This window comes from Acidimicrobiales bacterium (genome assembly GCA_030747595.1).
Classification (GTDB): Bacteria; Actinomycetota; Acidimicrobiia; order Acidimicrobiales; family MedAcidi-G1; genus UBA9410.
Genome location: JASLKK010000005.1, coordinates 69,899 through 95,745 on the forward strand (window position 1 = coordinate 69,899; position 25,847 = coordinate 95,745).

Consider the following 25,847-nt stretch of genomic DNA (forward strand, 5'->3'; position numbering starts at 1 on the left):
TGCTTCCTCTCTCAGATCTCTTCGAGTCGACGGTGTAGGCGTACCGCCTGTTCGGCAGCCCGAGCCCGAACCTCGTCGGCGTCGACCCGGGTGGGTCGACCATCAGCCAGCACGACCGCGCCGTCGACCTCCACGGTGCGGGGACCGACCCCCGTGGTAAAGGCCAACCGCCAGGGGTCCATGTGCGGGTAATCCCAGGTCACCCGGTCGTTGCGGGCCTCGGGGAACAGATCCCAGCCGGTGGTCAACCACCCCCAGGCGGTCTCGGGCGAGGCGGTGACGTCGTCCTCGCGGTGGCGCACGTAGGCCACCCGGAACTCGTCGAGCATGTCGGCCCCGATGCCGTCGGTACCGAGTGCTACCGGGTTGGCGAACCGGGTCGGGCGGGCGTAACCCACCGAGTTGTTCATGTTCGACCGGGGGTTGTGCACGAAGGTCCCGGCCAGGCCGTGGTCGTCGTCGAGATGCACACCGTGGACTAGTAGCCAGTCGTCGGTGGCCAGCGGCCGCAGGCGGTCGGCCGCTCCGACGTCGGCGGTCCCCTCGGCCACATGCACGTGGACGCCGACCCCCAGGTCGGCGGCAAGGCCGGCAGCCGCCTCGAGGCTGGCGTCGCTGCAGGTGAAGGCGGCGTGGATGCCCACCATGCCCCGACCCCCGGCTCGCAGGTACCGCTCGTTCTCAGCCAGACCTCGACGGGCTCCGTCGGCGCCGTGACGGTCGGTGATCCCGTAGGTGCACGAGACCCGGACGCCCACCTCGGCACACGCCTCGGCAATGACGTCGAGTGACCCGTCGATGGCCTCGGGCGATTCGTGGTGGTCGATGATCGCCGTGCAACCACGCTCCAGGGCCTCCACCGCACCGAGCATGGCCGACCAGCGGATCGATTCCAGGTCCAGTGCCCGGTCGAGTCGCCACCAGACCAACTCCAGGATGTCGGTGAAGCCGGCCGGCGTGCGGGGTGGGGCGGGCATGCCCCGAGCGAGCGACGAGTACAGGTGGTGGTGCGCGCAGACCAGGCCCGGGCTCGTCGCTCCGTCTGCGGCATCCACGGGACTCAGCGTCCGTCCCAGTCGGCCCAGTGCTCCTGCTGGTCCGGTGCCGCCATGGGCAACGAGTGGCGCCACATCCCGTCGTGGGCGTGGAGGGCCGCGGCGACCGCCCCGGCGGTCGGGACGAGACCGATCTCGCCCACGCCTTTAATCCCGTAGGGGGCGTCGGGCTGGGGTGACTCGACGAGGCGCACGTCGACGTCAGGCATGTCCTTGGGGCGGATGATCCCGAGACTGCGCAGGGTCTCGTTGCGTGGGCGGGCCTCGTTGTCGGCCGGGAACCCCTCGGTGAGGGCATACCCGAGACCCATGTGCACCGCGCCCTCCACCTGGCCTTCGCACAGCATCGGGTTGACGGCCCGGCCCACGTCGTGGGCAGCCACCACCCGGTCGACATCGCCCGTCTCCGGGTCGAGCACGACCAGCTGGGCGGCGTAGCCGAACGTGGAGTGGATGATCGGATTCTCGACACCGTCGTTGAGCGAGTTAGTCCAGTCGACCCGGTACTCCCCCTCATAGTCGACGCCGATCCGACAGCCGTCGGCCTTGGCATTGCGACAGGCGTCGGCCACCGATCCGGCGCCCATCAAGGTGCCCCGGCTGCCCGTGGTCTGTCCGGCACCCAGCTCCCGGGTGGTGTCGACAATCACGTCGATGCATTCCGGATCGATACCGAGCTCCTCGACGGCCACCTGCATGGCTACGGTGTCGACGCCCTGGCCCATCTCGGTCCAGCAGTGCCGCACCTCGACCCGGCCGTCGTCGCGGAAGTGCACAACGGCCCGCGCGACTTCCTTGAAGCCATTGCCTAGGCCCGAGTTCTTGAGGCCCAGGCCGAGACCGACCGGTCGGCCATCGGCCACCGCGTCGTCGTAGGCGTCCTTCACTTCGTCCAGGCACGCCCGGGCCCCTAGGCAGCCGTCGTCCATGATCTGACCCGGCCCCCACACCACTCCCGGGGAAATGACGTTGCGGCTGCGGATCTCCCAGCCGGAGATACCGGCCTTCTCGGCGAGGCGATCTAGCACGCCCTCCATGGCGAACTGGGCCTGGTTGGCCCCGAAGCCCCTGAAGGCGCCACAGACCGGGCCGTTGGTTCGCACCGCGGTGGCCTCCACGTCGATGGTGGGCAACACGTAGGGGCCACTGGCGTGTCCGGCGGCTCGCTCCAGAACCTTCATGCCGACCGACGCATAGGGGCCAGAGTCACCGATCATCCGTACCCACAGGCCGGTCAACCTGCCGTCAGCATCACAGCCCGCCCGGTAGGCCATGCGGATCGGGTGGCGCTTGGGATGCATGAGGAGCGACTCCTCACGCGACAGCGTGCACTTGACGGGACGCCCGGTGACCCAGGCGGCGAGCGCCGCGTGGGCCTGGTTGGACATGTCCTCCTTACCGCCGAACGCCCCGCCATTGGACACCAGTTCCACGGTGATCCTCGATGTGTCGACATCGAGGACCGAGGCGATCTGGTTGCGGTCGTCCCACACGCCCTGGCCACCGGAGTACACGTACAAGCCGGGCTGGTCCTCGCTCCCCTCCCCGGACGGGTCGTCGCCGGGAAGGACCGTGGGCACGGCGAGGGTCGACTCGGGCTCCACGAAGGCGTGTTCGATGCGTTGGGTTTGGAAGACCTCCTCGACCACGTGGACGGACCCGGCCAGCGCGGCCTCTACGTCACCGCGGGCATAGGTCGAGACCGAGAGCACGTTGCCGTCCAGTTCCCAGACGGCGTCCTCGTCGGCGGCCACCGCCACCACCGGGTCGCTGTACACGGTCAGCGGCACCTGCTCGACGGTCACCATCTCGGCGGCCCGGCGAGCTGTCTCACGGTCGTCGGCCACCACCACGGCCAGCACGTCGCCGAGGTACGAGGTGCGCCCCCCCTCGGGGATCATCACCGGCCAGTCGGTGTGGATGATGCCGACCCGACGGGCTCCGGGGATGTCGTCCGCCGTGAGCACCCGATGGACGCCGTCGATCGCCTCAGCGGCCGAGGTGTCGATGCGTACGATGTCGGCCCTGGCATGGTCGGCCAACCGCAGTGCCGCGTGTAGCAGACCCTCGGGGAAGAGGTCGTCGACGTAGGGTCGATCGCCGAGGGAGAGTTCGCAGGCCTCCAACTTGATGCCGCTGGATCCCACGCCTCCGCGGGGCAGGGGTACCGGCACCTCGCCGGCGGCCAGGGACTCCACGGCGTCGAGAATCTTCACGTAGCCGGTGCAGCGACATAGGTGGGCGCCCAGGTGCCGGGCCGCGTCGTCGCGTTCCAATGCCTTTCCCTTACTGGATGCCTTATCCAGTAGCGCCTTGGTCCGCATGACGATGCCCGGGGTGCAAAAGCCGCACTGCAGAGCGCCGTGGGCGGCGAACGTCATGGCGTACCGCTGCCGCTCGTCCTCGTCGAGACCCTCCAGCGTGGTGATCGACGCACCGTCGGCCTTGTCCATCGACGTCTGGCACGACACCCGCGCCTTGCCGTCCACCAGAACCGTGCAACAACCGCACTGACCGGAGGGTGAGCAACCGTCCTTGGGTGAGGTCACCCCCAGTTCGTCGCGTAGCGCGGCCAGCAGATGGGGGTGGTCGACCGAGGCTTCCACCGTCGTGCCGTTCAGGTCGAAGGTCGTCACGACCGGTCCCCCTCATCTCGTTTCCGGTCGGCCTGATCGTTCAGGGCGCCCTGCACGTGAGCAGGTACCTCGGGCCCCCGCTGGGTGGTGATGCGGCCGTAGACCTCGGGGCGGCGGTACCGGTCGAAGTCGAAGAGTGTTTCGGTGAACTTGGCGCACAGGTCCAGGTCGGCGGTGGCCACCACCAACTCATCGCCCACCGTGGCCGCTGCTGCCCGGACCTCGCCCGACGGGGCGATGATGGCGCTCTCGCCCAACAGGTCGCAGCCCTCTTCGCACCCGGCCTTGGCCACGCCGACCACCCACATGCCGTTCTGGTAGGCGCCGGACTGGAGCACCAACCCGTTGTGGAAGCCCTGAAGACGGTCCTGGTCGGGATCGGGGGCGTAGTGGATCGGCGTGTTGTAGCCGATGAGGGCGAGCTCGCAGCCTTGGAGGCCCAGCACCCGGTAGGTCTCAGGCCATCGCCGGTCGTTGCAGATGGCCATGCCAACAACCCCACCGAACGCACCGTGCACGTCGAATCCATCGCCGGCCTCGAAGTAGTAGCGCTCCAGGTGCTGGAAGGCCCGCCAAGGCTCATGGTCCTCATGGCCGGGGAGGTGGACCTTGCGGTAGCGACCCACGACGGTGCCGTCTCGTTCCACGAGGATCGCCGTGTTGTAGCGGTGCCCGTCGGGCGTGAGTTCGGCATACCCGAGGTGGAAGCCCACGCCGAGGCGACGGGCCTCATCGAACAGAGGTTGCGTCTCGGGGCCGGGCATCTCGGTCTCGTAGAACCGGTCGGCTTCAGCCAGGTCGTCGACCCACCACCGCGGAAAGAAGGTCGTCAGGGTGAGTTCAGGAAACACCACCAGGTCGCACCCGGCCTCGGCTCCTTCGCGGAGCAGGCCGATGAGTCGCTCGACGACCATCGTTCGGGTGTCGGCCAACTGGATGGGGCCGACCTGGGCGGCCCCGATGGTGAGGGAGCGCGTCATCGGTCTAGTGGATCCTGGTCGAGGGCGAGGATGGTCTGGAGCAGGACATCGGCCCCGGCCACCAGGTCGGCCGGGTCGGTGTGCTCGGCTGGATTGTGGCTGATCCCGTCGCGGCTGGGCACGAAGACCATGCCGGTCGGGCACACGCGGGCCAGCATCTGGGCGTCATGGCCGGCACCCGACGGCATCCGTCGGATCGAGTGGCCCAGATCGGTGGCCACCGAGGCCACCGTGTCGACCACCCGGTTATCGAAGGCCACCGGTTCGAAGCGGGCCAGCGTGCGTTGGGCGACGGTCACGCCTTCAGCCGCCGCGGCTTCGGCCACGAAGCAGGCCAGGTCGGACTCGGCTTCCTGAAGGAGGGCCTCGTCGGTGTTGCGAAGGTCCACGGTCATGGACGCCGAAGCGGCCACCACATTGATCAGGTTGGGGTTCAGTTCGATCCGGCCCACGGTGGCCACCTGTCGACCCTCCCCCATGGCGCCCATGCGAGTGGCCAGCTCACGCACGTGGGCTGTGACCTTGGCGGCCACGAAGGCCGGATCGTGGCGCAGTGCCATGGGGGTGGTCCCGGCGTGGTTGGACTGGCCGGTGATGGTCAGCTCGGTCCACGAGATGCCCTGAACGCCGGTCACCGCTCCGATGGTGACACCCTCGGCCTCGAGAACCGGGCCCTGTTCCACGTGTAGTTCTACGAAGGCCCGGGGTGATGGGCCGGGACACGGCGAGGTGCCCCGGTAGCCGATGCGATCCAGCTCCACGCCCACGACGGCACCGTCGATGCCCTCGATGTCGAGTGCTTCCTCGACGGCCATGCCGCCCACGTAGACAAGGCTGCCCAGCATGTCCGGCGGGAACCGGGCGCCCTCCTCGTCTGTGAAGAAACCCACGGCCACCGGATGCTCGGTTTCGATGGCATTGGTTTCAAGGGTCTCGATGACCTCCAGGCCGGCTAACACGCCGAGGTTCCCGTCGTAACGACCGCCGGTTTGGACGGTGTCGATGTGGCTACCCGTCATGGTCGGCGGCCCATCGATCCGTCCGGCCCGCACCCCGACCACGTTGCCAATCCCATCGATTGAGATGTCCAGACCCAGGTCACGCATCCACGTGACGACCAGGTCTCGGCCAGCCCGATCGTCGTCGGTCAGGGCGAGACGGCACGAGCCGCCACCATCGATGGGGCCGATGGCTGCCAGGTCCTCGATGCGTCGCATCAGGCGGTCACCGTCGATACGTAGTGCAGCGCTCCGGTCCCTGGTCATGCGATGACCTCCGCGGTCAACGCGTTGCCACCTAGGCAGATGTCGGACGGCCGGATCGGTACTCGTGGCAGGGCGAGGCCGGTGGCGTCGCGGACGGCCGCGGCCACCGCTGCGGTCGATGAGATGGACGGCGGCTCACCGATTCCCTTGGCACCGAACGGGGCCCCGGGCTCGGGTTGTTCGATCAGAGCGGCCACCTCGAGGGGCGGCATGTCCAACGCCGTGGGGATCAGGTAGTCGGTGAACGAGGCGTTGCGTATGTGTCCGTTGGTGACCTGGACCTCCTCCATGACGGCTAGGCCCACGCCCTGGGCCGCTCCCCCCTCCAGTTGGCCGAGGGCTTGCAGCGGATGCAGCACACGGCCAACGTCCTGGGCAGTGGTCAGCTCGACGACCTTCACGAGCCCCAGGTCGGGATCGACATCGACGATGGCCCGGTGGGCCGAGACGGCGAACGAGACGTGGGCGTCACCCTGCCCGTCGCCATCGAGTGGTGACGTGGGGGCGTGACGGTGGACCACCTCGGCCTCTACCGGCTCGACGGTCAGCCCCTCAAGGGAGAGATCCAGGTCTCCGGTCAGCGACACGATCCGACCATCGGCCAGCACGAGGTCGTCGATCGACACGCCATGGGCGGTGGACACCCCGGCCAACAGCTCGCGGCGAACCGTCTCACAGGCCATCTGCACGGCCCCGCCGGACATCCAGGTCTGGCGGCTGGCCGACGTGGAGCCTGCCGAACCGATGGACGTTGTCTCGACCGGTGCTAGGACGACCTCGTCCACGCCCAACACCTCGCCGGCGATCTGACGGGCCAGGGTCACGAATCCCTGACCAACCTCGGCGCACGCACAGGTGATGGTGGCCACGCCGTGGTGGAGCACGCACCGCGCCGCACTCGAATCGTCGAAGCCCTCTGAGAACATCAGGTTCTTGAAGCCCACGGCCACCGCCTCGCCGCGAACCACATGTTGGGCATCCGCGGTTCGTCCGGCACCACCGGGGCGAGCCATGGGCTCGTCGGAACCGAGTGCGCCCGATGGGTGGCCGGCACACGCCCGGATCACCTCGGCCACCGGGAGCGTTCCGGCGATGACCTGGCCGGTGGCCAGACGGTCCCCCGGTTCCAGTGCGTTTCGCAGCCGGAGGGCCACGGGATCCATGTTCAGCGCGGCAGCCAGCCGATCCATCTGGGCCTCGTGGGCGAAGCAGGTCTGGACGGCGCCGAAGCCCCGCATGGCCCCGCACGGTGGGTTGTCGGTGCGGACCACCACACCCTCGATCTCGACCGATGGGACCATGTACGGGCCGGCGGCGAAGCAGGTGGCGTTGGCGATCACCGCACTGCTGGACGAGGCGTAGGCCCCACCGTCCAGCAAGAGGTGGGCCTCGACGCGCACGAGGTCTCCGTCGGTCGTGGCGTGGTGCCGGTACCACATCCGTGCTGGATGGCGATGCACGTGACCGTGGAAGCTCTCCTCGCGGCCGTAGGACATCTTCACCGGTCGCCCGGTGCGTAGCGCCAGCAGGCACAGGTGCACATGGAGGCTGAGGTCCTCTCGGGCACCGAACGCCCCGCCTACGCCAGCCAGTGTCAGGCGAACCTTCTCGTGGGGCAGATCGAGGCAGGCCGCCACCTGGTCGCGATCGACGTGCAGCCACTGGGTGGCCACGTACAGGTCGACGCCACCGTCGTCGTCAGGAACGGCCATGCCGGATTCAGGGCCGAGGAATGCCTGGTCCTGCATGCCCACCTCGTAGGTGCCCTCGACGGACACAAGGTCGTCACGGTCGGCGGCCGACTGGTCGCCATGACGCAGGTGGATACGCCGTATGACGTTGCCGTCGGGATGGATCGGATCGGCGGTCTCGGCCAGCGCCGGATCCACCAAGGGCTCGGTGGGCTGCCAGTCCACGACAATGGCCGCTAGGGCACGGCGCGCCGTGTCGGGATGGTCGGCGGCCACCACGGCCACCGGCTCGCCCTCGTAACGCACCACGTCGCAGGCCAGCACCGGCTGGTCGCAATGCTCGAGTCCGAAGGTGGGGCTACCGGGCACGTCCTCATGGGTGAGGACGGCATGGACTCCGTCGATGGCCAGCGCCGAACTCGTGTCGAGGCCCCCGATCCGGGCCGCGGGGTGCGGCGACCGGAGCGTGGCCCCCCACAGCATCCGGTCGTGATGAAGGTCGCTGGAAAAGGCGAAGCCGCCGGTCACCTTGGGGACGCCGTCAGGGCGGGGTGCGTTCTCGCCTATCCGGGGGCCGCCCGACGTCCGGGCACCGGTCTCAACCACCGTCATGGGGTGGCCTCCGCCTGTCGGGCCGCGGCGGCCCGGTCGACAGCATCGAGGATCCGGCCGTAGCCAGTGCAGCGGCAGAGGTTGCCGGAGATGGCCTCGCGTACCGTGAGGTCGTCGGGCTTGGAATCGTCATCGAGTAGGGCGTCGACGGCCATCAGCAGACCGGGTGTGCAGAATCCGCACTGCACGGCTCCGGCGTCGAGGAACGCCTGCTGCACGTCGGAGAGGTCGCCTTCCGAGCCGAGGCCCTCGATGGTCACCACCTCGCGTCCGGCGGCCGCTTCAGCCAGCACCAGGCAACTACACACCGTCTCCCCGTCGAGGCGAACGGTGCACGAGCCGCACTCACCCTCCTCGCACGCATTCTTGGACCCGGCCAGACCCAAGCGCTCGCGCAGCACGAACAGCAGGCTCTCGCCGGCCACGGCATCGACTACCAAGCGGTTTTCACCGTTGATGGACAGGGAGAAACCGTCCACGCTCGTCATGCCGTCACCGGTGCGGACCGGGGAAATGCCCGGAGGATGGCCCGGCGGGCCAGGACGCGCACGGCGTGTCGTCGGTACGCCGCAGAGCTGCGGTGGTCGTCGATGGGTCGGGCGGCATCGGCCACCAGGTCGGCGAAACGGTCCACGAGGTCGGAATCCGGAGAGGCCATGTTCTCGAAATCGAGCCGCTCGGCCACTAGCACCTCGGCTTCTACGGCCCGCAGCGGGACCGGAGCCACCGAACCGAGGGCCACTCGGACGTTGCGGCCCGGCCGGTCCACCACCAGGGCGAGGGAGGTCACGGCGATGACCATGGCGTTGCGGGTTCCCACCTTTAGGAACTCCTGGGGGCCGTCGAGGACCGGCACGCGGATGGCCGTGATGAGCTCGCCGGGGATCAGGGCGTTGGCCTTCACCCCGGTCACGAACTCGTCCAGCGGCAGCCGACGGGCTCCACCGGCTGACTGCAACTCGATCTCGGCGTCCAGTGCGGCAAGCACGGGCAGGGTGTCGCCGGCGGGTGACGCAGTGGCCAAGTTTCCGCCGAGGGTTGCCGCGTTGCGGATCTGCGGGGAGCCCACGGTGCGGGCTGCCTGGGCCAGAGCGGGCACCAACGAGGCGAGGGCCGGCTCGGCAAGGTCGGTGCACGTAGTCCCGGCGCCGAGGCGTAGGACGTCAGCACGGTCGCCCTCGAGGCTCCATCCCCGGAGTTCAGGTATCCGATCTACGGCCACCACGTGGCCGATCGTGCGGACCCCACGGTTCACCTCGACCATGAGATCGGTGCCACCGGCCAGAACCAGTGCATCGGGGTGGGCAGCCAGGGACGCGCAGGCGTCGTCGATGGATGTCGCAATGGTCACCGGCACCCCAACATGCTGCCGTGCCGCGCCCCATTCGTCAACATTTTGTCAACTAAGGGGTCGGGGCTAGGGTGCCCCCGTGGCCACCTCCGACCCACTCCTGGACGCGCTTCGGCCAGTCGTCGAGGCACTCAGGGGCGCGCTGGTTCCACCGGCCGAAGCCGACGGCGAGGACGTCGAGGTCGTGTGGAATGGCGTCGTGGTTGCCGCCGTCCGCCGGCCCGACCCACACCTGGACCTACACAACGCCCTTCTCACCCTCATCGCCGAGGTCGAACACGACATGGGCCATCCGTGCGCCGAGATGGATCGCTCCCAGAAGCAGGAGGCCGTGGCGCTCCTCAACGAACGGGGAGCGTTCACCCTCCGTAAGTCCGTGGAGGACGTGGCCGAGGCGCTCGAGGTGAGCCGCTTCACCGTCTACAACTACCTGGAGCGCGCCGAAGCAGGCTAGATCGTGGGCCTCCGGTACGGTCCGCGGCCATGACCAGCCCATCCCTTCCTAAGTCCGATGCAGAGTTGGCACGGATCGACGCCGTCGGCCTGGCCGACCTAATCCGCAGCGGGCAACTCTCACCGGTCGAGGCGGTGGAGGCCACCATCGACCGGATCGAACGCCTCGACGGCGATCTGAACGCGGTCATCCATGAGCAGTTCGACCAGTCCCTCGAGTTGGCGGCCTCACCCGACCTGCCCGACGGGCCGTTCCGAGGCGTACCCATGCTCATCAAGGACCTGTGGGCCACCGAGGCCGGGCAACCACACCACGCCGGAGTCCAGGCCCTCAAGGAAGCGGAATTCACCGGAGAAGTCGACTCGAATCTGGTCGCCCGCTACAAGCAGGCCGGCTTCGTCATCGTGGGCCGGACCAACACCCCTGAGCTGGGCCTCGTGGCCACCACCGAACCACATGCCTACGGGCCCAGCCGCAATCCGTGGAGCACCGACCACAGCACCGGAGGCTCGTCCGGAGGTGCAGCCGCCGCAGTGGCCGCTGGCATGCTCCCGGCCGCCCACGCCAGCGACGGGGGCGGGTCCATCCGGATCCCGGCCGCCATGTGCGGCCTGGTCGGCCTCAAGCCATCGCGGGGTCGGATCTCCAATGGTCCAAGGGAGGAGTGGTCGTTCTCGTGCCAGCACGTGGTGAGCCATACCGTCCGTGACACGGCAGCCATCCTCGACGCCACGGCCATCCCGTTCGCCGGTGATGGCGTGGTGGCTCCCGATCACGGGCGGCCTTACGCCGGATGTGTGGACGCCGACCCGGGTCGCTTCCGGATCGGCCTCATGCCCGACAACCATCGCAACGAGACCCACCCTGACTGCGAGGCGGCCACCCGCCGCACCGCCGACCTGCTCTCCAATCTGGGCCACGAGGTGGTCGAGTCCCGGCCGGAGGCCTTCCTGCACCTCGGCGAACTCAAGGATCTGGCCTGGGCCTTCACCGTCAACTGGTCGGTGGGCGCCGTGGTCAGCCTGTCCATCCTCGGCGAACAGTTGGGTCGGACCGTCACCGCCGACGACGTCGAACCCGGGACCTGGGCCATGGCCCAGCGGGGCGAGGGCTACAGCGGCCCCGACTTCTCCCGGGCCCAGTCCATTCTCGGCGGCTGGCGCCGCTCCATGGCGCAGTGGTGGAACGACTTTGACGTGTTGTTGACGCCAACCACTGCCCAGCCACCGGCCCGTATCGGCGAGCTCACGCCCACCGACGACGACCCCGTGCGAGGCTCGAAAAGATCGCTGCCCTATTCGGTGTACACGTCGCCGTTCAACTGCACCGGCCAGCCAGCCATCTCGCTGCCGCTCGGTTCATCGGACGGCCTACCCATCGGCGTCCAGTTGGTCGGCGCCTACGGCCGTGAGGACCAGTTGCTCTCCGTGGGTGGCCAGCTGGAGCGGGCCATCAACTGGTCGGCCCACCGGGCCCCCATCCATGCCTGATCCGGGCTCCGACGATTCGAGATATTCAGGCGTCTAGGACGGCGGTGCCAGCGCCCTGAAGGTCGACCACTGGAGGCTCGGTCGACCACGGGAAGTTGATCCACTGATCAGTGTGGCGCCAGACGTACTCGCAGTCGACCACCGACTGGGGCTTCTGGTACAGCACTGCAGAACGCACCTCGGCTACCGCTTCGGTTGCCGTCTCGTGCACCAGGGCCAACGTGTGACCGGTGTCGGCTACATCATCGACGATCAGGATCTTCTTGTCGCCCAGGTCCACCCAGTCGACATAGGGCGGCAAAATCACCGGAATGTCGAGACGCTCGTCGACGCCGGTGTAGTACTCGACGTTCATTACGTAGAGGTTCTTGACAGCCAGTGCGTAGCCCAGCGAGCCGGCCACGAAGAGGCCACCCCGGGCAATGGACAGAATCATGTCGGGCCGGTAGCCATCATCGGCCACCATCTGTGCCAGTTCGCGAACCGCCGTGCCGTAGATCGGCCAGTCCATTTCCTCGCGTACCGGTTCCTTCAGTTGGTGCTCCACTGCCACGTCCGCTCCGTCCTCCGTGCTCGTGGCCGGGAAACCTACCCGTTGAGCGACCGATCGGCCGGAGCCGGGTCAGGGCGCCCGGGCATCAATTCCGGTCGTTGGTCACGAACTGTCAGTCATAGGTGGCGGCGACCGTCCACCGGCCATCGGTCAGCACCACCAGGAGGGCCGTGCCGTCGGCCGTCACCACCTGAAGCCGGACCCGGCGGCGGCGTCGCAGGGGATCCCACCAACGTTCGTCGACCGGCCACGGCCCGGCCCATGCCACGACCCGCTCCCCCGGAGCCACAACCGGACGAGACCCAACGGGTGGCTGCGGGACGATCAGACGGTCAGGCGGCGCCGAGAGCCTGCTTCGTCCATCCACACCTACCGGTGCCCCTGCGGCATCCACTACATCGATGACCACCGGCTCGAGATGGACCGCCGCCGGGGACGGTCCCGGTAGGGCACCTGGCCAGGGCTCCACTTCCGGCTTCCCTCCCCTTCCCGGGCAGTTAACCGATCCGCCTTCCCCAAGCGGTTCGACGAACGGCGTGAGGACCACCCTGTCGTCGGGATCCCGTCCGCCCCGCCACTCCGGAATCCTCACCGACCCTGGACCCATCAACCCCACCACCCGGGCGCACGCCCGCCCGGCCCGCTCATCGGCCGCCGAGACCCCACCCCAGAACCCCAACTGGCGGCCTGATGCCGGGACGATCTCATCGGGGGCCAACACCAACCGCGTGATGCCCGACGTGGGGCGAACCGCCGGAGGACCGTGCAACCATCCCTCCAACTGCCACCGGACCCTGTCAGCCACCGCGACCGAACCCAGCACCCCCTCGTCACGCCAACGGCGGGACACCCTTTGGCCGTGTTCGGTCTCGGCCTCGACCACCACCCGGGTACACGCCATCCCCCGAGCCGAAAGCCGCTCGTGGAGAGCCTCAGCGGCAGATCGGGCAGCAAAGGCGACTCGGTCAATTCGGTCCACCGGTGGGTCGAAAGCCATTGACACCGCCAGGTCCGGTGGCGCTGGACGATGACCCACCGGGCGGTCATCGATCCCTGAAGCCAGACGGTGGGCGTCAAGGCCGTCGGTACCGAATCGGGCCAGCACATCGGCTACCGGGAGGGCGGCGAACGCCCCCAGGGTGGTCAAACCCAGACGGATCAGGACGTCAACGAGGTCCGAGGACCCGTCCGCCGACCCAACTGACGACCCGACTGGTAGCAGCACCCCGACAGGGATGGGGCCCAGGAAGGCCGGACTCCCACCCCGGGGAACGATCACCGAGTGCTCCGGAGCCGCCCCACCGCTACGGGCCGCCAAATCAGCGGCGAATGCGCCATCGGCCATCCCGATCTGACACCCCGGGCCCGTAGCCGCACCCACCGGCACCCCTGCTCCGATCCGAGCAACGGCGGCGTCCACCACCTCGGCGGTGTGGCGCACCAAGGCCGACTCCCCACCGAATAGTCGGACCGGACCCCGGACCCCGAACGAACATCGACCAGGTCGCCGGGCCTCCACCCACGGGGTAACCGTCCCGAGGGCCGAGACCACAGCTTCGAACCTCCGGGCCTCTTGGCCCTCGTCACGGGCTAGCACCCGGACTTCCGGGCAGAGGAACTGAGCCTCACGTCGACGCTGCCCCAGAGCCACCCCGACGGCCCGGGCCGGCCCGGTGGCCGCCACGACCCGCCCCGCCCCGAGCACCAGCGCCGATTCGTCGGAGGCCACCCCCAACGCGACCAAGGGCCAGTCGGGACAACCCACCACGAGGGTCCGAACGGCGGCCGAGGTCACAGCCGACCCGCCCACCAGCGGAGGGTCACGGATGAGCGGGAACGCCGCTCGGGCCCGGGAGGAGGAGCGTGTCCCGGCGTCCCTCCGTCGGGAGACCCCGACCGGTGACCGATATCTCCACCCGGCGGGACCGGAGACGGCCCTGCCCCCCGTGGGGCCCGTCCCAGACAGCCTCATCGACCGAAAACCGGAGGTCCAGGCGGCCCGGCCAGTCGCCAACCAAACGGCTCACCCCGGGAAACCCCGACGACTCCGAGGATAGACGGACCAGCACTGACCCCCGCTCCCGACAACGGGCTGCCAGGCGTCGAACGTCACCTATCGACGGCCGGTGCCTGGGCGAGACCAACACCAGGTCGACCGCCCCCACGAAGGTGGCCACCACCGGGGCCCACTGCTCCCGGCCCGGGGCGTCCACCACCACGAGACGTTCCAGTGCCACCCCGACCTCGGCCGCTGCGGCAAGGCCCAGATCACCGTCACCGACCACCACAGCCCACGACCCGGTCCCGGTGGCCCGAGCCATCAGAGCGAGGGCCACCGACCGGGCCCCGGTGCCCGACACCTCCACGGTGACGCCCCGCCGGAGGCCGTCGGGCAGGAGGCCGTCGAGAGCCTCAAGCACCGGGAGGGCCCGATCCACGGCCAGCGTGGTCGTCCGGACCCGACGGGCTGCCTCGGCCAGAGACGGCACGGCCCACAGCACCGGCCTCGACCCGACCTCTCCCGGGGAGCTATCCCCCGGAAAAGCCTCTTCCGGCAACAGGTCATCGAAGGGCTCGGCTTCGGCTAGGAGGCTCCGGGGAAGGGGATGGGACACATCCCCAGTATCGAACATATGTTCGATTAGAGCAAGGGGTTCTCTTCCTCGGTCAACCCGTCATCAGGACCAGACCGAGCACCGTGTACACGACCATCACCATCAACAGCGGGTACTGGCTACGCAAGGCGATCGACGGCCGCCACGACTCAATCGAACGGTCGTGGGCCAGGAGCACCCCACCAAGGTGGCCGGCCACGATCGCCCCAAGTTGTACCCACCCCACGGTGGCCGGGGAGACCCGAGTCCAGTTCACCGCGTCGCCGGCCGTACCGAATAGATCCCATCCCCTCCCATAGGGGTCTGACGCCCGGATTCCCAACTGCTGCCCCTCGAGGACCAACAGAGAGAAGTAGTGAGCCACGTGATAGCCGATCACGATGGGCAACAACGAGTGACCGAAACGCGTCGAGAATCCCGCCCCACCGGTCAGATGATCTCCTAGCCGGGCCGCCACCTGCCAGGCAACAGCAACAACAACAACCACCCAGACGAGCCCCACCGTGCCTACCGCTGTGGCACCCCACCCGGTGTGGCCCGCCGAGACATCACCCCAGAACCGAGTCCTCGACACGCCGTCGAAGGCTGTCCCCCCTAGTACCACCAGGAGGAGTGCAACCTCCGATGGCCGGAGATCATCTACCGCGGCACCCACCAGCGGGAGCCGAATGACCGGACGGCCGGTCTCCGGCGCCCGTCCAATCGGCGACAGTCGAGCCAACAGTCCGAACAGCACACCAAATCCCTCGGACCGCCGGGCCACACCGGTTCCCCACCGGAGGGCCATCCCCACCAGCCCCACCGTGTAACCAAGCCCCGCCCAACCCAGCACCCGGGGACGGGCTCCATCGTGGTACACGAGCTCGAGCCACAGAAACGCTGCCACCGGTACCACGGCCAGCCAGCCGTCGTACCGTCCGGCGAGCAGGACCTCTGTTCGTCCCTTCCGGCCGACTCGGAGCCGGTCGACAAACCGGAACGCCGCCTCCCACGGACTGACCGAGGACCACCACGGCCCGACCAGCACCACAATCATCGGCACGGCCACCCAGAAGGCCACGTACACCGTGACCGGAGCCAGATTGGCGGCCACATCGTCGACCCCTACTAGGCCGGCGGTGACCACGACCACCGCTCCGAATCCCACGATCCAACGCGCGGCGACCCCAACCGGGGTGCCGATCGAAGCCAACCCCGACCCCACGACTCTCCCGACGGCCAACTCCCGGAGCCGTGGCCGATGCCACGCCAGTCCGAGGACGGCAAAGGAAGCCAGCAGAGCCGCCGCGGCCGACCATCCGGTTTGCCAAGCCGAGAGCGGCAGGTCAGTCCGACCGCCGACACCATGGGCCAGCATCAGCGTGTGGGTCACGAGACCTCGAGTTCGAACACCCGCAGACCCGAACCGTGCAGTTCTGCCTCGAACACGCCCGGGACAGCAGCCCGGACCACTACTTCTGCCTCCACCCCCGGTCCGACATCAGCGAACGCGTCGTAGACGTGTAGGTGGACCTGATCGACCCGGTCGACCGTCAGGAGTACCGATACCACCCGCCCCGTCGACACCTCGAACCTCGGAACGCCTCCGACCACCAGGCCATCCCGCACCTCGACTTCGAAGCGCTCATCGACGGTCACCTCGGCCGGATCGACCACGTACGAACCAGTGTCGTGACCATGGTCGTGATTCGTCGACCCGGCACAGGAGGCAAGCGCGAAGGTCCACGAAACCGCCAGGACGAGGACGACAACCCGGTGAAGATTCACCGCCACAGGCTAAGCCCCATTTCCCGGCGGCAACCCGGCGTGATCACGGATCCAGGCGTGCATGGCGATGCCCGATGCCACCCCGGCGTTGATCGATCTCGTCGAGCCGTACTGGGCGATCGAGCAGACCACCGACGCCGCGTCCCGCACCGCGTCGGACAGCCCCGGGCCCTCCTGGCCGAACACCAGCACGCACCGTTCCGGCAGGCCTGTCGACTCCAACGGCACCGATCCCGGCAGATTGTCGATGCCGACGAGGGGAAGGTCCTCGGTGGCCGCCCACGCCACCAGGTCCTCGACCGTCGGGTGGTGGTGAACGTGCTGGTAACGGTCGGTCACCATCGCCCCCCGCCGGTTCCAGCGGCGACGCCCGACGATGTGCACACCGGAAGCCAGGAAGGCGTTGGCGGTGCGGACCACCGTCCCGATGTTGAGGTCGTGTTCCCAGTTCTCGATGGCCACGTGAAACGGATGCCGATGGCCGTCGAGGTCGTCGACGATGGCCTCCATTGTCCAGTAGCGGTAGCGGTCGGCCACGTTGCGTCGGTCGCCTCTCGCCAGGAGTTCGGGATCCAAGCGGAGGTCTTCAGGCCATGGCTCGGAATGGGGGCCCACGCCCACCGGCACCGATTGCGCCTCTGGCTCCGGGGCTGGCTCAGACATCAGTCCACGAGGGCCTGGTTCACCAGCGTGCGAAGGTCCCAGCGCAACGACACGTGGGTCGACGACGGAAGCAACTGGGTCAGGAACACGCAGTGGATCCCCTCGGTCGGATCCACCCAGAAGGCGGTGCTGGCCATGCCACCCCACGAACCCTCGCCCCGGGTGGCCAGGAACCGACCACGGGCCGGATCCTCCACGGTGGCGAATCCCAGGCCGAACCCGCAGCCGGCAAAGAATTCCGGTGTATAGAGCGGATCGCCGACCTCGTCGAGGTGTGCGCCACCCGGCAGGTGGTTCACGAACATCTGCCGGACCGTCCGACTGCCCAAGATCCGCTGACCATCCAGTGCACCGCCACCGACGAGGGCTGCGCAGAAGCGGTGGTAGTCGGCCATGGTCGATACCAGACCTCCCCCACCGCTGGGCCACGACACCTTGCCAAAACCCGTGGTTGGGCCCGGATCGATAAGAGTCGGCTCGGAACCCGGGGCGAACGCATAGCACGACGTCATTCGGCCCAGCCGATCATCAGACACCCGGAAGATGGTGTCGACCATGCCCAGCGGTTCGAGTATCCGGGCATGCAACGCCTCGTCGAACGGTCGTCCATCGACGGCTTCCACGACCAGACCCAGAACGTCGGTGGCCATCGAATACGACCACCGGGTCCCCGGCTGGTGCCGCAGCGGCAGCGTGGCCAGCAGGTCGATCCGATCGGCGAGGGAGCCACCCCGATCCAGGGCGTCGATCCCGGCCCGACGGTACAACTCATCCACCGGGTGCTGGTTGAGGATCGAGTAGCTCAGGCCGGAGGTGTGGGTGAGCAGGTCGGCGATCGTGATGGATCGTTCGGCGGGCACCGTCTCGGGGGCCTCCACCGTCCCCCCGGCAAACACCGTCATCTCGGCAAAGGCGGGGAGGAACCGCGACAGCGGGTCCCGGAGGCGGACGCGACCCTCCTCAATCAACTGCATGATGGCCACCGAAGTAACGGGCTTGGTCATCGAAAAGATGCGCCACAGGTTGTCGTCGGCGACCGGTACGGCATGCTCGCGGTCAGCCAGACCGGCCGTGGATCGCAGGACCACCTGCCCGTGGCGGGCAACCAGCACGTCGGTACCGACCATGCGACCGTCGTCCACGAAGGCGCCAGCGAAGTCAGCCACCCGCTGTAGCCGGTCAGGATCGAACCCCAGACCGGCGGGGTCGTGCATTTCGAGGCTCGAGACGTGCCCCATGTCGGATCTCAACGGGGCTGGATCAGCCCACGGCGCCGGTCAACTCGTCGTCGCTCGGCACCTCGACACCCTCCACCCAGTACAGGTAAAGGCCGGCGATGATGTCCTCGACACCGTCGGCGCCTGCGTCGGCGAACTCAACCGTCACGACGTTGCCGTTCACATGTACACCGGCGATGCCGCCGCGGGCGAACAGCCGGCGGGCCAACTCGTCAGTGGGCGTACCTCCGGAAATCTCGTCACCGGCACGGAAGCGCTCGTGACCCATACCGGTGAGGGCACGGTTGGTCTCGTACCGGACGACCCCGGCTCGGGACGATGGCTTGACAACGACGGTGATCGGCTGACCCATGGCTGGGCAGGCTAGCGGTCGACGCCCATCACAGGGTCGGCGGACGGCTCCCCGACCAGGTCCCGGTCCGCCCGGTAGAGGGCGCCAGCCAGAGCGATGGAAACTAGGGCCAGCACGGTGTGAACCACCTTGAAGCCGACCTCATGGTCACCGAATACCATGCCGCCACCGCGCACCGTCCAAAAGACGATGGTCCACAGGCAAAACATCGCCACCAGACGGGTCGACCCGAGCGGGCGGCGGTGCCAGAGCCCGAGGGGGACGGTGGCCACCAGAGCGCCCAGCGCGAGGAAGATCAGGGCCACCACGATCTGCCAGGTTTGAGCCCCGGCGGTCAGCTCGTCGTCGCCGACCACGTTGCGGATACGGCCCACCCAGACAATGGCTGTCCACGCCAAGGTCAACCAGAGGAGTCGCACGGTTCCACGCATGGCCAAAACGGTACCGGCGGTCAGAACAGACGGGCCACCCCAGCCCGGCCCCGGGCCGGTTCACCCACCTCGGGCAGACCGTCCATAAACGACCAGGACCGACGATGAAACGTCGTGGCACCACGTTCGGCCAGAGCCTCACGATGAACGGGACTGGGATAACCCTTGGACGCCGCGAACCCATAACCCGGGAAGCGGGCCTCGGCGCCCCGCATGATCCGATCCCGGGTGACCTTGGCCACTACGGAGGCCGCGGCGATCGAAAGGCTGGTGGCGTCACCCCTCACGATGGTCCGGGCCCGTCCTCCACCTACGAAATCCCAGTTGCCGTCCAGGAGCACCTGGTCGACCTCCACGCCGAGGTTGTCCAACGCCCGCCGGGCCGCCAGGCGTTGGGCAGTCGACATCCCCAGCTCATCGCACTCGTCGTTACTGGCGTGGCCAACCGACCAGGCGGTGGCCCATCCGGTGATGCGATCCACGAGTAGTTCACGTTCCGGTTCGGTAAGCATCTTGGAGTCACGGACCCCGGTTATACGGCGGTCCGTGTTGACGACGACAGCCCCCACGGTCAGCGGGCCGGCCCACGAGCCCTTGCCCACCTCGTCCATGCCGGCTACCACGGCGTAGCCGTCGGCCCACAGTTCCTTCTCGGCCTTCAGGCCGGGGGCCTTCCCCCGCAACGCGGCGCGCATTCGGGTCCGTCCGGCCATGCCCTGACCCTATGAGCCCGGCCCCATGAGCCCGAGAATGCGAAGTCGGAAAATCAGGTGAACGAACCACCCTCGGCAGGAATGCTGTTCCGGGGAGGAATCCGGCCGGCCGGCGCGGCCAACAACACCTCTCCGGTGGCACCGGTGCTAGAGAACGCCCGATCCAGACCCGGCACCCGAAGCACCACCGGACCGACTTCGGGGCCCGGGCACGGGTGGGCCTCAAGCTCCCACAGAAGGGCCGGACGTTCCCCATGCCACCGCACGGCGAACCCCAGTCGACCGACGGGGGTGGCCAGACCGAGGACCTCGACAGGCTGACCCAACCAGGCATCGGGCACGTCGACCAACAGGTCCAGGCCGTCTGTGGTGCGTCGCACCAGGCGGTCAGCGAGCATCCGGAGTTCGGCGGCCGGGCCCGCGTCGACCGCTAGCGGGGCGTCCTCAACCGGGGACGCCATCTCGCCGAGAGAGGCAGCGTCGGCAGCAGCCGTGTGGTCACCGAGCGACTCGAACAGCCCCGCGAGGGCCCCTACGGCCCGGCGGGCTTCGGAGCCGTCTCCACCGGCTCGGATAATCCCGTCCAACCCATCGGCGAGCGGTACTCCGACTAGCGCGCGTGTGAACAACGCCGGATCACGGGTCAGGTCCCACAGGGCGGCAGCGGCACGAAGTCGGTCGGCACCCGAATCCGGCCAACCCGACTGCAACCGTTGGGCCGCCTCCTCGCCGAATCCCCAACGGGCCAACTCAACGACCACGGAGGCTGACGGTTCGGCCAGTAGGAGGTCCACCAAAGCCCGCTGCGCATCAAAACCCTCGGGCACATCGGCGGTGGCCGCCATCTCTAGTCGGGACGCCCAGGCGGCAACCACCCGCTCGACAGCCGGCAGCACAGCCGATGGGTTGTCCACCAGATCCCCGGCCGGCACCGCGAACCGCAACGCCGTCCGATGCGGGAGGGGTACGACAAGGGCGCCGGCCGCCGCGCCGATCCGACAACGGACCGGGTCCGGCGCCTGTTCGACCGCCCGGCCTCCGGTCACCTCGGCCCACAGGTCCCCGCCGGCATCCACCAGTGAGAACCGGCCCGGATCCCGGTCGACCACCACGGCGGCGGCTCCGTCGGCCATGAGTCGACGACCGTCCACGGACAGTCGTCGGATCCAGCCGCCCGCCGAGGCCTGGACGGTGACCGCCACGGCCACCGGCGCGGGCGTCTCATTGGCCAGTTCCACAACCACCGCCGGCCCAGCCGAGCCATCGGCCTGGGCAGCCCACGTGGTGGCCACGATGTCTCCACCCGACACCCGCATCCGTGTCTCCAGTACCGGTGCCGCCCCGAGCCTGACCTGACGGACCGCTGCCTCCACCTCCGGGGCGTACCAGCGGTCATCCGCTCCAATCCACCATTCGACCTGCCATCCGTTGCCATCCCCATCACCGAGAGGCTGGACGGTGGCCCGTGAATCGACCACCGCCAACGGGCCGTCCCACGTGCCGACCCGCGTCCCGGCCAGTCCGGGTGACCCATCAGCGGGCCGGACGCGCCAGAACGCCAGACGTGAGGTGAGGCCCGTCCTAGGAGAACCTGTCATGAGAAATTCGCGTCACCGCTCTCGGGTGGTTCGATCTCGGCGGCCGGTCGGCGGGCCATCAGGTCCGCCCAGACCTCGCCCGGCGATCGGCCCTCCTCGAACACGCTGTGGACACCCGCGGCAATCGGGACCTCGACGTTGACCTCGCCGGCCAACTGGCAGACCACTCCAGCCGCCCGGACGCCCTCGGCCACCTGATCCATGCCGGCAAGTACCTCATCGGGAGATGCGCCTCGACCCACCTGCTCGCCGACCCATCGGTTGCGACTCTGGCCGCTCATGCAGGTAGCCAGGGCATCACCCAGCCCAGCCAGACCGGCCAACGTCTGGAAGTCGGCCCCGAGGGCCACCCCCAGTCGGCTCATCTCGGCCAGTCCCCGGGTGATGAGAGCGGCCCGTGCGTTGTCGCCGGTGTCGAGCCCCTCGGCCATGCCGGCCGCCAGGGCGATCACGTTCTTAACTGCGCCACCGATTTCACAACCCACCAGATCGTCGTTGGTGTAGACCCGTAAACGGTCCGAAGCCAGCAGACCCTGGAGAGTCACGGCGGCCGACGGATCGGTGGCGGCCACCACGGTGGCCGCAGACCGTCCCTCGAGGATCTCCCGAGCCAGGTTCGGCCCGGTCAGCACTCCGACCGGTCGGCCGGGCAGCACCTCGGCGATGACCTGGGTCATACGAAGGCCGGTTCCCTGCTCGAAGCCCTTGGCCAGACTGATCACCGGCACGTCCGCGCCGAGGGCAGGCGCCGCTCTGACGAGGGTGGACCGGAAGCCGTGGGTGGGCACGCCAGCCACCACCAGATCGGCACCTGACACCGCGCCGAGCAGGTCGTCGGTGGCCTCCAACTCACGAGGCAGATCGTGGCCCCCGAGGTAGCGGCGGTTTCCCCGCCCGGCGGCCACGTCAGCGGCCACCTCCGATCGTCGCGACCAGAGCACGGTCGACACTACGGGCGCCAAGAGAGCGGCCACTGTGGTCCCCCAGGACCCGGCACCGATGACGACCACCCTCTCCACGGGCCGAGCCGCGGGCTCGAGGCCGAGCGCGTCGGCCGGAGATGAGGGCGTCATGGCGTCACCCTAGGGTGTCGCAATGTCCGGACCCATCGGCGTACTGATCCCCGTGAAGGCCTTCACCGACGCTAAGGGCCGCCTTGCCGGAGCGGTCGATGCCAATGGTCGTGCCGACCTGGCCCGAGCCATGGCGACCACCGTGGTCGCCGCGGCGGCACCCCTGCCGGTGACCGTGGTCTGCGACGACGACGGGGTCGACGCCTGGGCCCGCTCGGTGGGCGCCGCAGTCATCCGGGTCCACGGGCCGGGCCTGAACCGGGCCGTGGAGGCCGGAGTGGCTGCCCTGGCCGCCGACGGTGTGCCACAGGTCGTGATCGCCCACGCCGACCTTCCCCGGGCCACCCGACTGGACCACTGTGCGGCCACTCAGGGCATCACTCTGGTGCCGGACCGGAATCTCGATGGCACCCCGGTGCTCTCGGTGCCCACCGATGCCGGATTCCGATTCGCCTACGGACCGGGTTCGTACGCCGCGCACGTGGCCGAGGCTGAACGCCTGGGGTTGCCGTGGAGGAGCCTGCACGACCCCGACCTGGCCTTCGACGTCGACGACCCGGCTGACCTCGAGGGTCTCGACGGGCTCCTCGGCTTCCAACCTGCGGACTAGCCGTCGACGGGCGTGTTTCGACGTGACCGACGCGACCGGCCTGAACCCACCGAGGGCTCCCACCGGAACCGACGGGCGGCCACCAAGGCGCCGAACACTCCCCAGCAGGCCATCCGCAGCAACAACGCCGGTTCCCACCCCGAACCACTGTGGTACGGATCGAACGGCGTGAAGAAGGCCTCGACGAAGGCCTTGAGCGGAAGCACGTCGCCAACCACCTGCAACCACCGGGTCGGATCGTCACCCAGAGGCACGAACACGTCTGACACGAAGGCCATCGGCAGCATGGTGGCCTGAGCCAACGCCGGCGAACTCTGACCCGACGGGGCGACGGCGGCCAGGGCCAGGCCGAGCATGGCGAACGAGGCTGTACCGACCACGAAGGTGACAACCACCGGAAGGACCCGATTCAGGTCGACCTCCACGCCGTAGACGATCATTCCGACGGCCAGCATGAGCAGCACACCGAACACGGCGATGCTCACGCCCGAACCGACGACTCCCCCGAGGTACACCCACCTGGGCAGCGGGGTACCGCGAACACGCCGCAGAATCCCCTCATCACGAGTGATGGCCGTAGAGATGCCGATGTTCGTGTAGGTGGCCGACGCAGCGGTGAACACGGCCAGGCCCGGCGCGTAGAACTGGGCCGCAGAGACCTCACGACCCCCACCGATGCCGATATCGCCGAAGATCGCCGCGAACAAAAGCAGGAACATGAGCGGGAAGGCCAGGGTGAAGAACGCCGAGATGGGCACCCGGCGAAACACCCGGTTCTGGTAGCTGATTTGGTGGATCAGCAGGCCCAGCGGCGACGGTAACCGTCCAAGCCGGTCAGCCATGGCCTCCACCTCCGACGTCGGCCTCGCCGGCGCCGCCGACCAGATCCAGGTAGACGTCCTCGAGCGTGGGCCGAACAACCTCCAGGTCAGTCAGCTCCAATTTTCGCTCCATGGCCCATGCGGTGAGCCGGTGCAGGTCGGCGGTGGGCTGTTCGGTCCGTACCTCAAGGCGACCGCCACGCACGGTGGCCCGCCCCGACAGCCCGCCCAGCAGGTCGTCGACCGTGCCGTCGGCCTCCAGTGGGAACCGGGCCCGGATGGCCGTCTCGCGGTCCATCGAACCGCGCAACTCGTCAGGCGTGCCCTCGGCAACCGCCCGACCACCGGTGATGACCAGCACCCGGTCGGCCAGCTCCTGGACCTCGTCCATGTAGTGACTGGTCAACACGATCGTGGTGCCCAACGCCCGCAGCCCGTCGACCATCTCCCAGGCCTGTCGTCGGGCTGACGGGTCAAACCCGGTGGTCGGCTCGTCGAGGAACAACACGTCCGGGTCGCCAATGATGCCCAGTGCCAGGTCGATCCGTCGCTTCTGGCCACCCGAAAGCCGATGGGTCCGTCGGTCCCCCAGTCCGTGAAGGCCCACCAACTCCAGCACCTCGTCGACCGGACGGCGCCGCGAGTAGCAGGCGCCGTAGTGCACCAGCGCCTCGCGGACAGTCAGTTCACGCTCAATGCCCACCTCCTGGAGGACGATGCCGATCCGATCTCGAAAGGCCGCCGAGGATGCACCCGGATCATGCCCCAGGACCTGCACGGTGCCGGTGTCCCGGGATCGGTGCCCCTCGAGGATCTCTACGGTGGTCGACTTGCCGGCACCGTTCGGCCCCAACAGGGCGAACACCTCACCGGGTTCCACCTGAAACGACAGGCCGTCAACGGCACGGACGTCGCCATAGGACCTGCACAGCCCGGACACGGTCAGGGCAGGGGAAGCGGACACGGCGGCGAGGCTAGCCAGCCGGCCCCGACGTCGGGAGTGGATGACGATCCCCCGCTCAGGGCGAGATGACGTTGGCGTCACCGTTAGTGACGGCAACTCGATGACTCGACGTAGGCACAATTCCACAGTTAGGCGTTGCGGGCTCGGGCGCCTCGCCCCGGGACCGATCCGGCCCAGCCCGGAAGGCCATCCCTACCGGCCCTCGACCTCGTCCCGCCGCCGAGGCTCCGCCCGTCAGACGGCTGACACGACCGCCTCCACCCGGGCACCCACCGATCTCTCCCCGCTCCATCGATCACCTGCCAGACTGCTCGGCTATGGAAACCGTGAGCTTTGAACACATGGTGGACGGCACGCCCGAGGACTACGCCCTCATCGGGCGCGAGCTTGCCGACCACAAGGCCGAGCACCTGGCCGACCACGTCCTGGGCACGCTCAAGGCCATGGCCGGCCCGCTGCTGGGCTACCCGGTGGACCGGTTCCAGCACAGTCTGCAGAGTGCCACCCGGGCGTTACGCAACGGCGAGGACGATGAGATGGTGGTGGCCGCCCTGCTCCACGACGTCGGCGACCCCATCGCGCCGGAGAACCACAGCGCGGTGGCCGCCGACATCCTCCGGCCCTACGTCACCGACCGGACGCACTGGATCATCCGGCACCACGGCGTGTTTCAGGGGTACTACTACTTCCATCATCTGGGTGCCGACCCCGATGCCCGGGAGCAGTTCCGGGACCACCAGTGGTTCGACGACTGCGCGGCTTTCTGCGCCGACTACGACCAGAACTGCTTCGAGCGGAACCACGACACCATGGCGCTCGAGGACTTCGAACCCATGGTGCGAGCCCTGTTCGCCCGCGACAGCCGGTTTCCACTGCCGTCCATGACTCTCGCCTGACGACCACGCCCAGAAACCA

Annotated in this window: 25 protein-coding genes; 4 read left to right on the forward strand and 21 right to left on the reverse strand. The window is 68.5% G+C overall.

Going from position 1 to position 25,847, the window contains the following annotated elements:
• Nucleotides 1–11: 11 nt before the first annotated feature.
• Genes QF777_05310 through QF777_05340 form a run of 7 tightly spaced genes read right to left on the reverse strand, consistent with a single transcriptional unit; the run spans nt 12 to nt 9,596 of the window.
• Nucleotides 12–1,055 (reverse strand): amidohydrolase family protein, encoded by a 1,044-nt coding sequence (locus QF777_05310; GenBank protein ID MDP6910965.1) that lies wholly within the window; start codon nt 1,053–1,055, stop codon nt 12–14.
• Between the two features lie 5 nt (nt 1,056–1,060).
• A complete protein-coding gene (locus QF777_05315; GenBank protein ID MDP6910966.1) occupies nt 1,061–3,691 on the reverse strand; it encodes a molybdopterin-dependent oxidoreductase in 2,631 nt (876 codons plus the stop codon).
• A complete protein-coding gene (locus QF777_05320) occupies nt 3,688–4,671 on the reverse strand; it encodes an N-carbamoyl-D-amino-acid hydrolase (protein MDP6910967.1) in 984 nt (327 codons plus the stop codon). The genes QF777_05315 and QF777_05320 overlap by 4 nt, the downstream gene beginning before the upstream one ends.
• Complete coding sequence (locus tag QF777_05325; GenBank protein ID MDP6910968.1) at nt 4,668–5,936, reverse strand: Zn-dependent hydrolase; 1,269 nt, start codon at nt 5,934–5,936, stop codon at nt 4,668–4,670. Before QF777_05325 ends, QF777_05320 begins: the two co-directional genes overlap by 4 nt.
• The gene (gene pucD, locus QF777_05330; GenBank protein ID MDP6910969.1) at nt 5,933–8,239 is read right to left on the reverse strand and encodes a xanthine dehydrogenase subunit D; all 2,307 of its coding nucleotides are present in this window, start codon (nt 8,237–8,239) and stop codon (nt 5,933–5,935) included. Before pucD ends, QF777_05325 begins: the two co-directional genes overlap by 4 nt.
• Entirely contained in the window at nt 8,236–8,727 is a 492-nt protein-coding gene (locus QF777_05335; GenBank protein MDP6910970.1) for a (2Fe-2S)-binding protein, read from the reverse strand. The genes pucD and QF777_05335 overlap by 4 nt, the downstream gene beginning before the upstream one ends.
• The gene (locus QF777_05340; protein MDP6910971.1) at nt 8,724–9,596 is read right to left on the reverse strand and encodes a xanthine dehydrogenase family protein subunit M; all 873 of its coding nucleotides are present in this window, start codon (nt 9,594–9,596) and stop codon (nt 8,724–8,726) included. The genes QF777_05335 and QF777_05340 overlap by 4 nt, the downstream gene beginning before the upstream one ends.
• A 73-nt stretch (nt 9,597–9,669) precedes the next feature.
• On the opposite strand from QF777_05340, the gene QF777_05345 reads away from it, so the two are divergent.
• The gene (locus QF777_05345) at nt 9,670–10,044 is read left to right on the forward strand and encodes a helix-turn-helix domain-containing protein (protein ID MDP6910972.1); all 375 of its coding nucleotides are present in this window, start codon (nt 9,670–9,672) and stop codon (nt 10,042–10,044) included.
• 29 nt (nt 10,045–10,073) lie between these two features.
• On the forward strand, nt 10,074–11,534 hold the full coding sequence (locus tag QF777_05350) for an amidase (protein MDP6910973.1): 1,461 nt from the start codon (nt 10,074–10,076) through the stop codon (nt 11,532–11,534).
• Nucleotides 11,535–11,559: 25 nt separating this feature from the next.
• Here QF777_05350 and QF777_05355 read toward each other — a convergent pair whose 3' ends face one another.
• The 12 genes from QF777_05355 to QF777_05410 form a co-directional block, all read right to left on the reverse strand.
• Nucleotides 11,560–12,087, reverse strand: coding sequence for a phosphoribosyltransferase (locus QF777_05355; protein MDP6910974.1), 528 nt, complete (start codon nt 12,085–12,087; stop codon nt 11,560–11,562).
• A 112-nt stretch (nt 12,088–12,199) separates the two neighbouring features.
• Entirely contained in the window at nt 12,200–13,897 is a 1,698-nt protein-coding gene (locus QF777_05360) for a DNA polymerase Y family protein (protein MDP6910975.1), read from the reverse strand.
• Nucleotides 13,898–13,907: 10 nt separating this feature from the next.
• Nucleotides 13,908–14,720, reverse strand: a complete 813-nt coding sequence (locus tag QF777_05365; GenBank protein ID MDP6910976.1) for a hypothetical protein — start codon at nt 14,718–14,720, stop codon at nt 13,908–13,910.
• Between the two features lie 34 nt (nt 14,721–14,754).
• Complete coding sequence (locus QF777_05370) at nt 14,755–16,074, reverse strand: hypothetical protein (GenBank protein MDP6910977.1); 1,320 nt, start codon at nt 16,072–16,074, stop codon at nt 14,755–14,757.
• Nucleotides 16,071–16,469 (reverse strand): hypothetical protein, encoded by a 399-nt coding sequence (locus QF777_05375; GenBank protein MDP6910978.1) that lies wholly within the window; start codon nt 16,467–16,469, stop codon nt 16,071–16,073. Before QF777_05375 ends, QF777_05370 begins: the two co-directional genes overlap by 4 nt.
• Nucleotides 16,470–16,478: 9 nt before the next feature.
• Nucleotides 16,479–17,132, reverse strand: coding sequence for an RNA methyltransferase (locus QF777_05380; protein ID MDP6910979.1), 654 nt, complete (start codon nt 17,130–17,132; stop codon nt 16,479–16,481).
• A complete protein-coding gene (locus tag QF777_05385; protein MDP6910980.1) occupies nt 17,132–18,346 on the reverse strand; it encodes a serine hydrolase domain-containing protein in 1,215 nt (404 codons plus the stop codon). Before QF777_05385 ends, QF777_05380 begins: the two co-directional genes overlap by 1 nt.
• A 46-nt stretch (nt 18,347–18,392) precedes the next feature.
• On the reverse strand, nt 18,393–18,722 hold the full coding sequence (locus QF777_05390) for a hypothetical protein (GenBank protein ID MDP6910981.1): 330 nt from the start codon (nt 18,720–18,722) through the stop codon (nt 18,393–18,395).
• A gap of 11 nt (nt 18,723–18,733) precedes the next feature.
• The gene (locus QF777_05395; GenBank protein ID MDP6910982.1) at nt 18,734–19,153 is read right to left on the reverse strand and encodes a hypothetical protein; all 420 of its coding nucleotides are present in this window, start codon (nt 19,151–19,153) and stop codon (nt 18,734–18,736) included.
• Between the two features lie 20 nt (nt 19,154–19,173).
• Nucleotides 19,174–19,866, reverse strand: coding sequence for a ribonuclease HII (locus tag QF777_05400; protein ID MDP6910983.1), 693 nt, complete (start codon nt 19,864–19,866; stop codon nt 19,174–19,176).
• 53 nt (nt 19,867–19,919) lie between these two features.
• A complete protein-coding gene (locus QF777_05405) occupies nt 19,920–21,464 on the reverse strand; it encodes a hypothetical protein (protein ID MDP6910984.1) in 1,545 nt (514 codons plus the stop codon).
• Entirely contained in the window at nt 21,461–22,537 is a 1,077-nt protein-coding gene (locus QF777_05410; protein MDP6910985.1) for an NAD(P)H-dependent glycerol-3-phosphate dehydrogenase, read from the reverse strand. The genes QF777_05405 and QF777_05410 overlap by 4 nt, the downstream gene beginning before the upstream one ends.
• 22 nt (nt 22,538–22,559) lie before the next feature.
• Here QF777_05410 and cofC point away from each other — a divergent pair, with 22 nt between their 5' ends.
• Nucleotides 22,560–23,147: a 2-phospho-L-lactate guanylyltransferase gene (gene cofC / locus QF777_05415; protein ID MDP6910986.1), complete on the forward strand. Its 588-nt coding sequence runs from the start codon at nt 22,560–22,562 to the stop codon at nt 23,145–23,147.
• Here cofC and QF777_05420 read toward each other — a convergent pair.
• Together QF777_05420 and QF777_05425 are read right to left on the reverse strand one after the other, a co-directional pair.
• Nucleotides 23,144–23,989, reverse strand: coding sequence for an ABC transporter permease (locus QF777_05420; protein MDP6910987.1), 846 nt, complete (start codon nt 23,987–23,989; stop codon nt 23,144–23,146). The two genes, cofC and QF777_05420, sit on opposite strands and share 4 nt — an antisense overlap.
• Nucleotides 23,982–24,932 carry an ABC transporter ATP-binding protein gene (locus QF777_05425; protein ID MDP6910988.1) on the reverse strand — a complete coding sequence of 317 codons (951 nt, stop codon included), beginning with the start codon at nt 24,930–24,932 and terminating at the stop codon, nt 23,982–23,984. The genes QF777_05420 and QF777_05425 overlap by 8 nt, the downstream gene beginning before the upstream one ends.
• 317 nt (nt 24,933–25,249) lie before the next feature.
• Between QF777_05425 and QF777_05430 the strand changes: the two genes are divergently transcribed.
• Complete coding sequence (locus QF777_05430; protein MDP6910989.1) at nt 25,250–25,828, forward strand: HD domain-containing protein; 579 nt, start codon at nt 25,250–25,252, stop codon at nt 25,826–25,828.
• Nucleotides 25,829–25,847 lie beyond the last annotated feature (19 nt).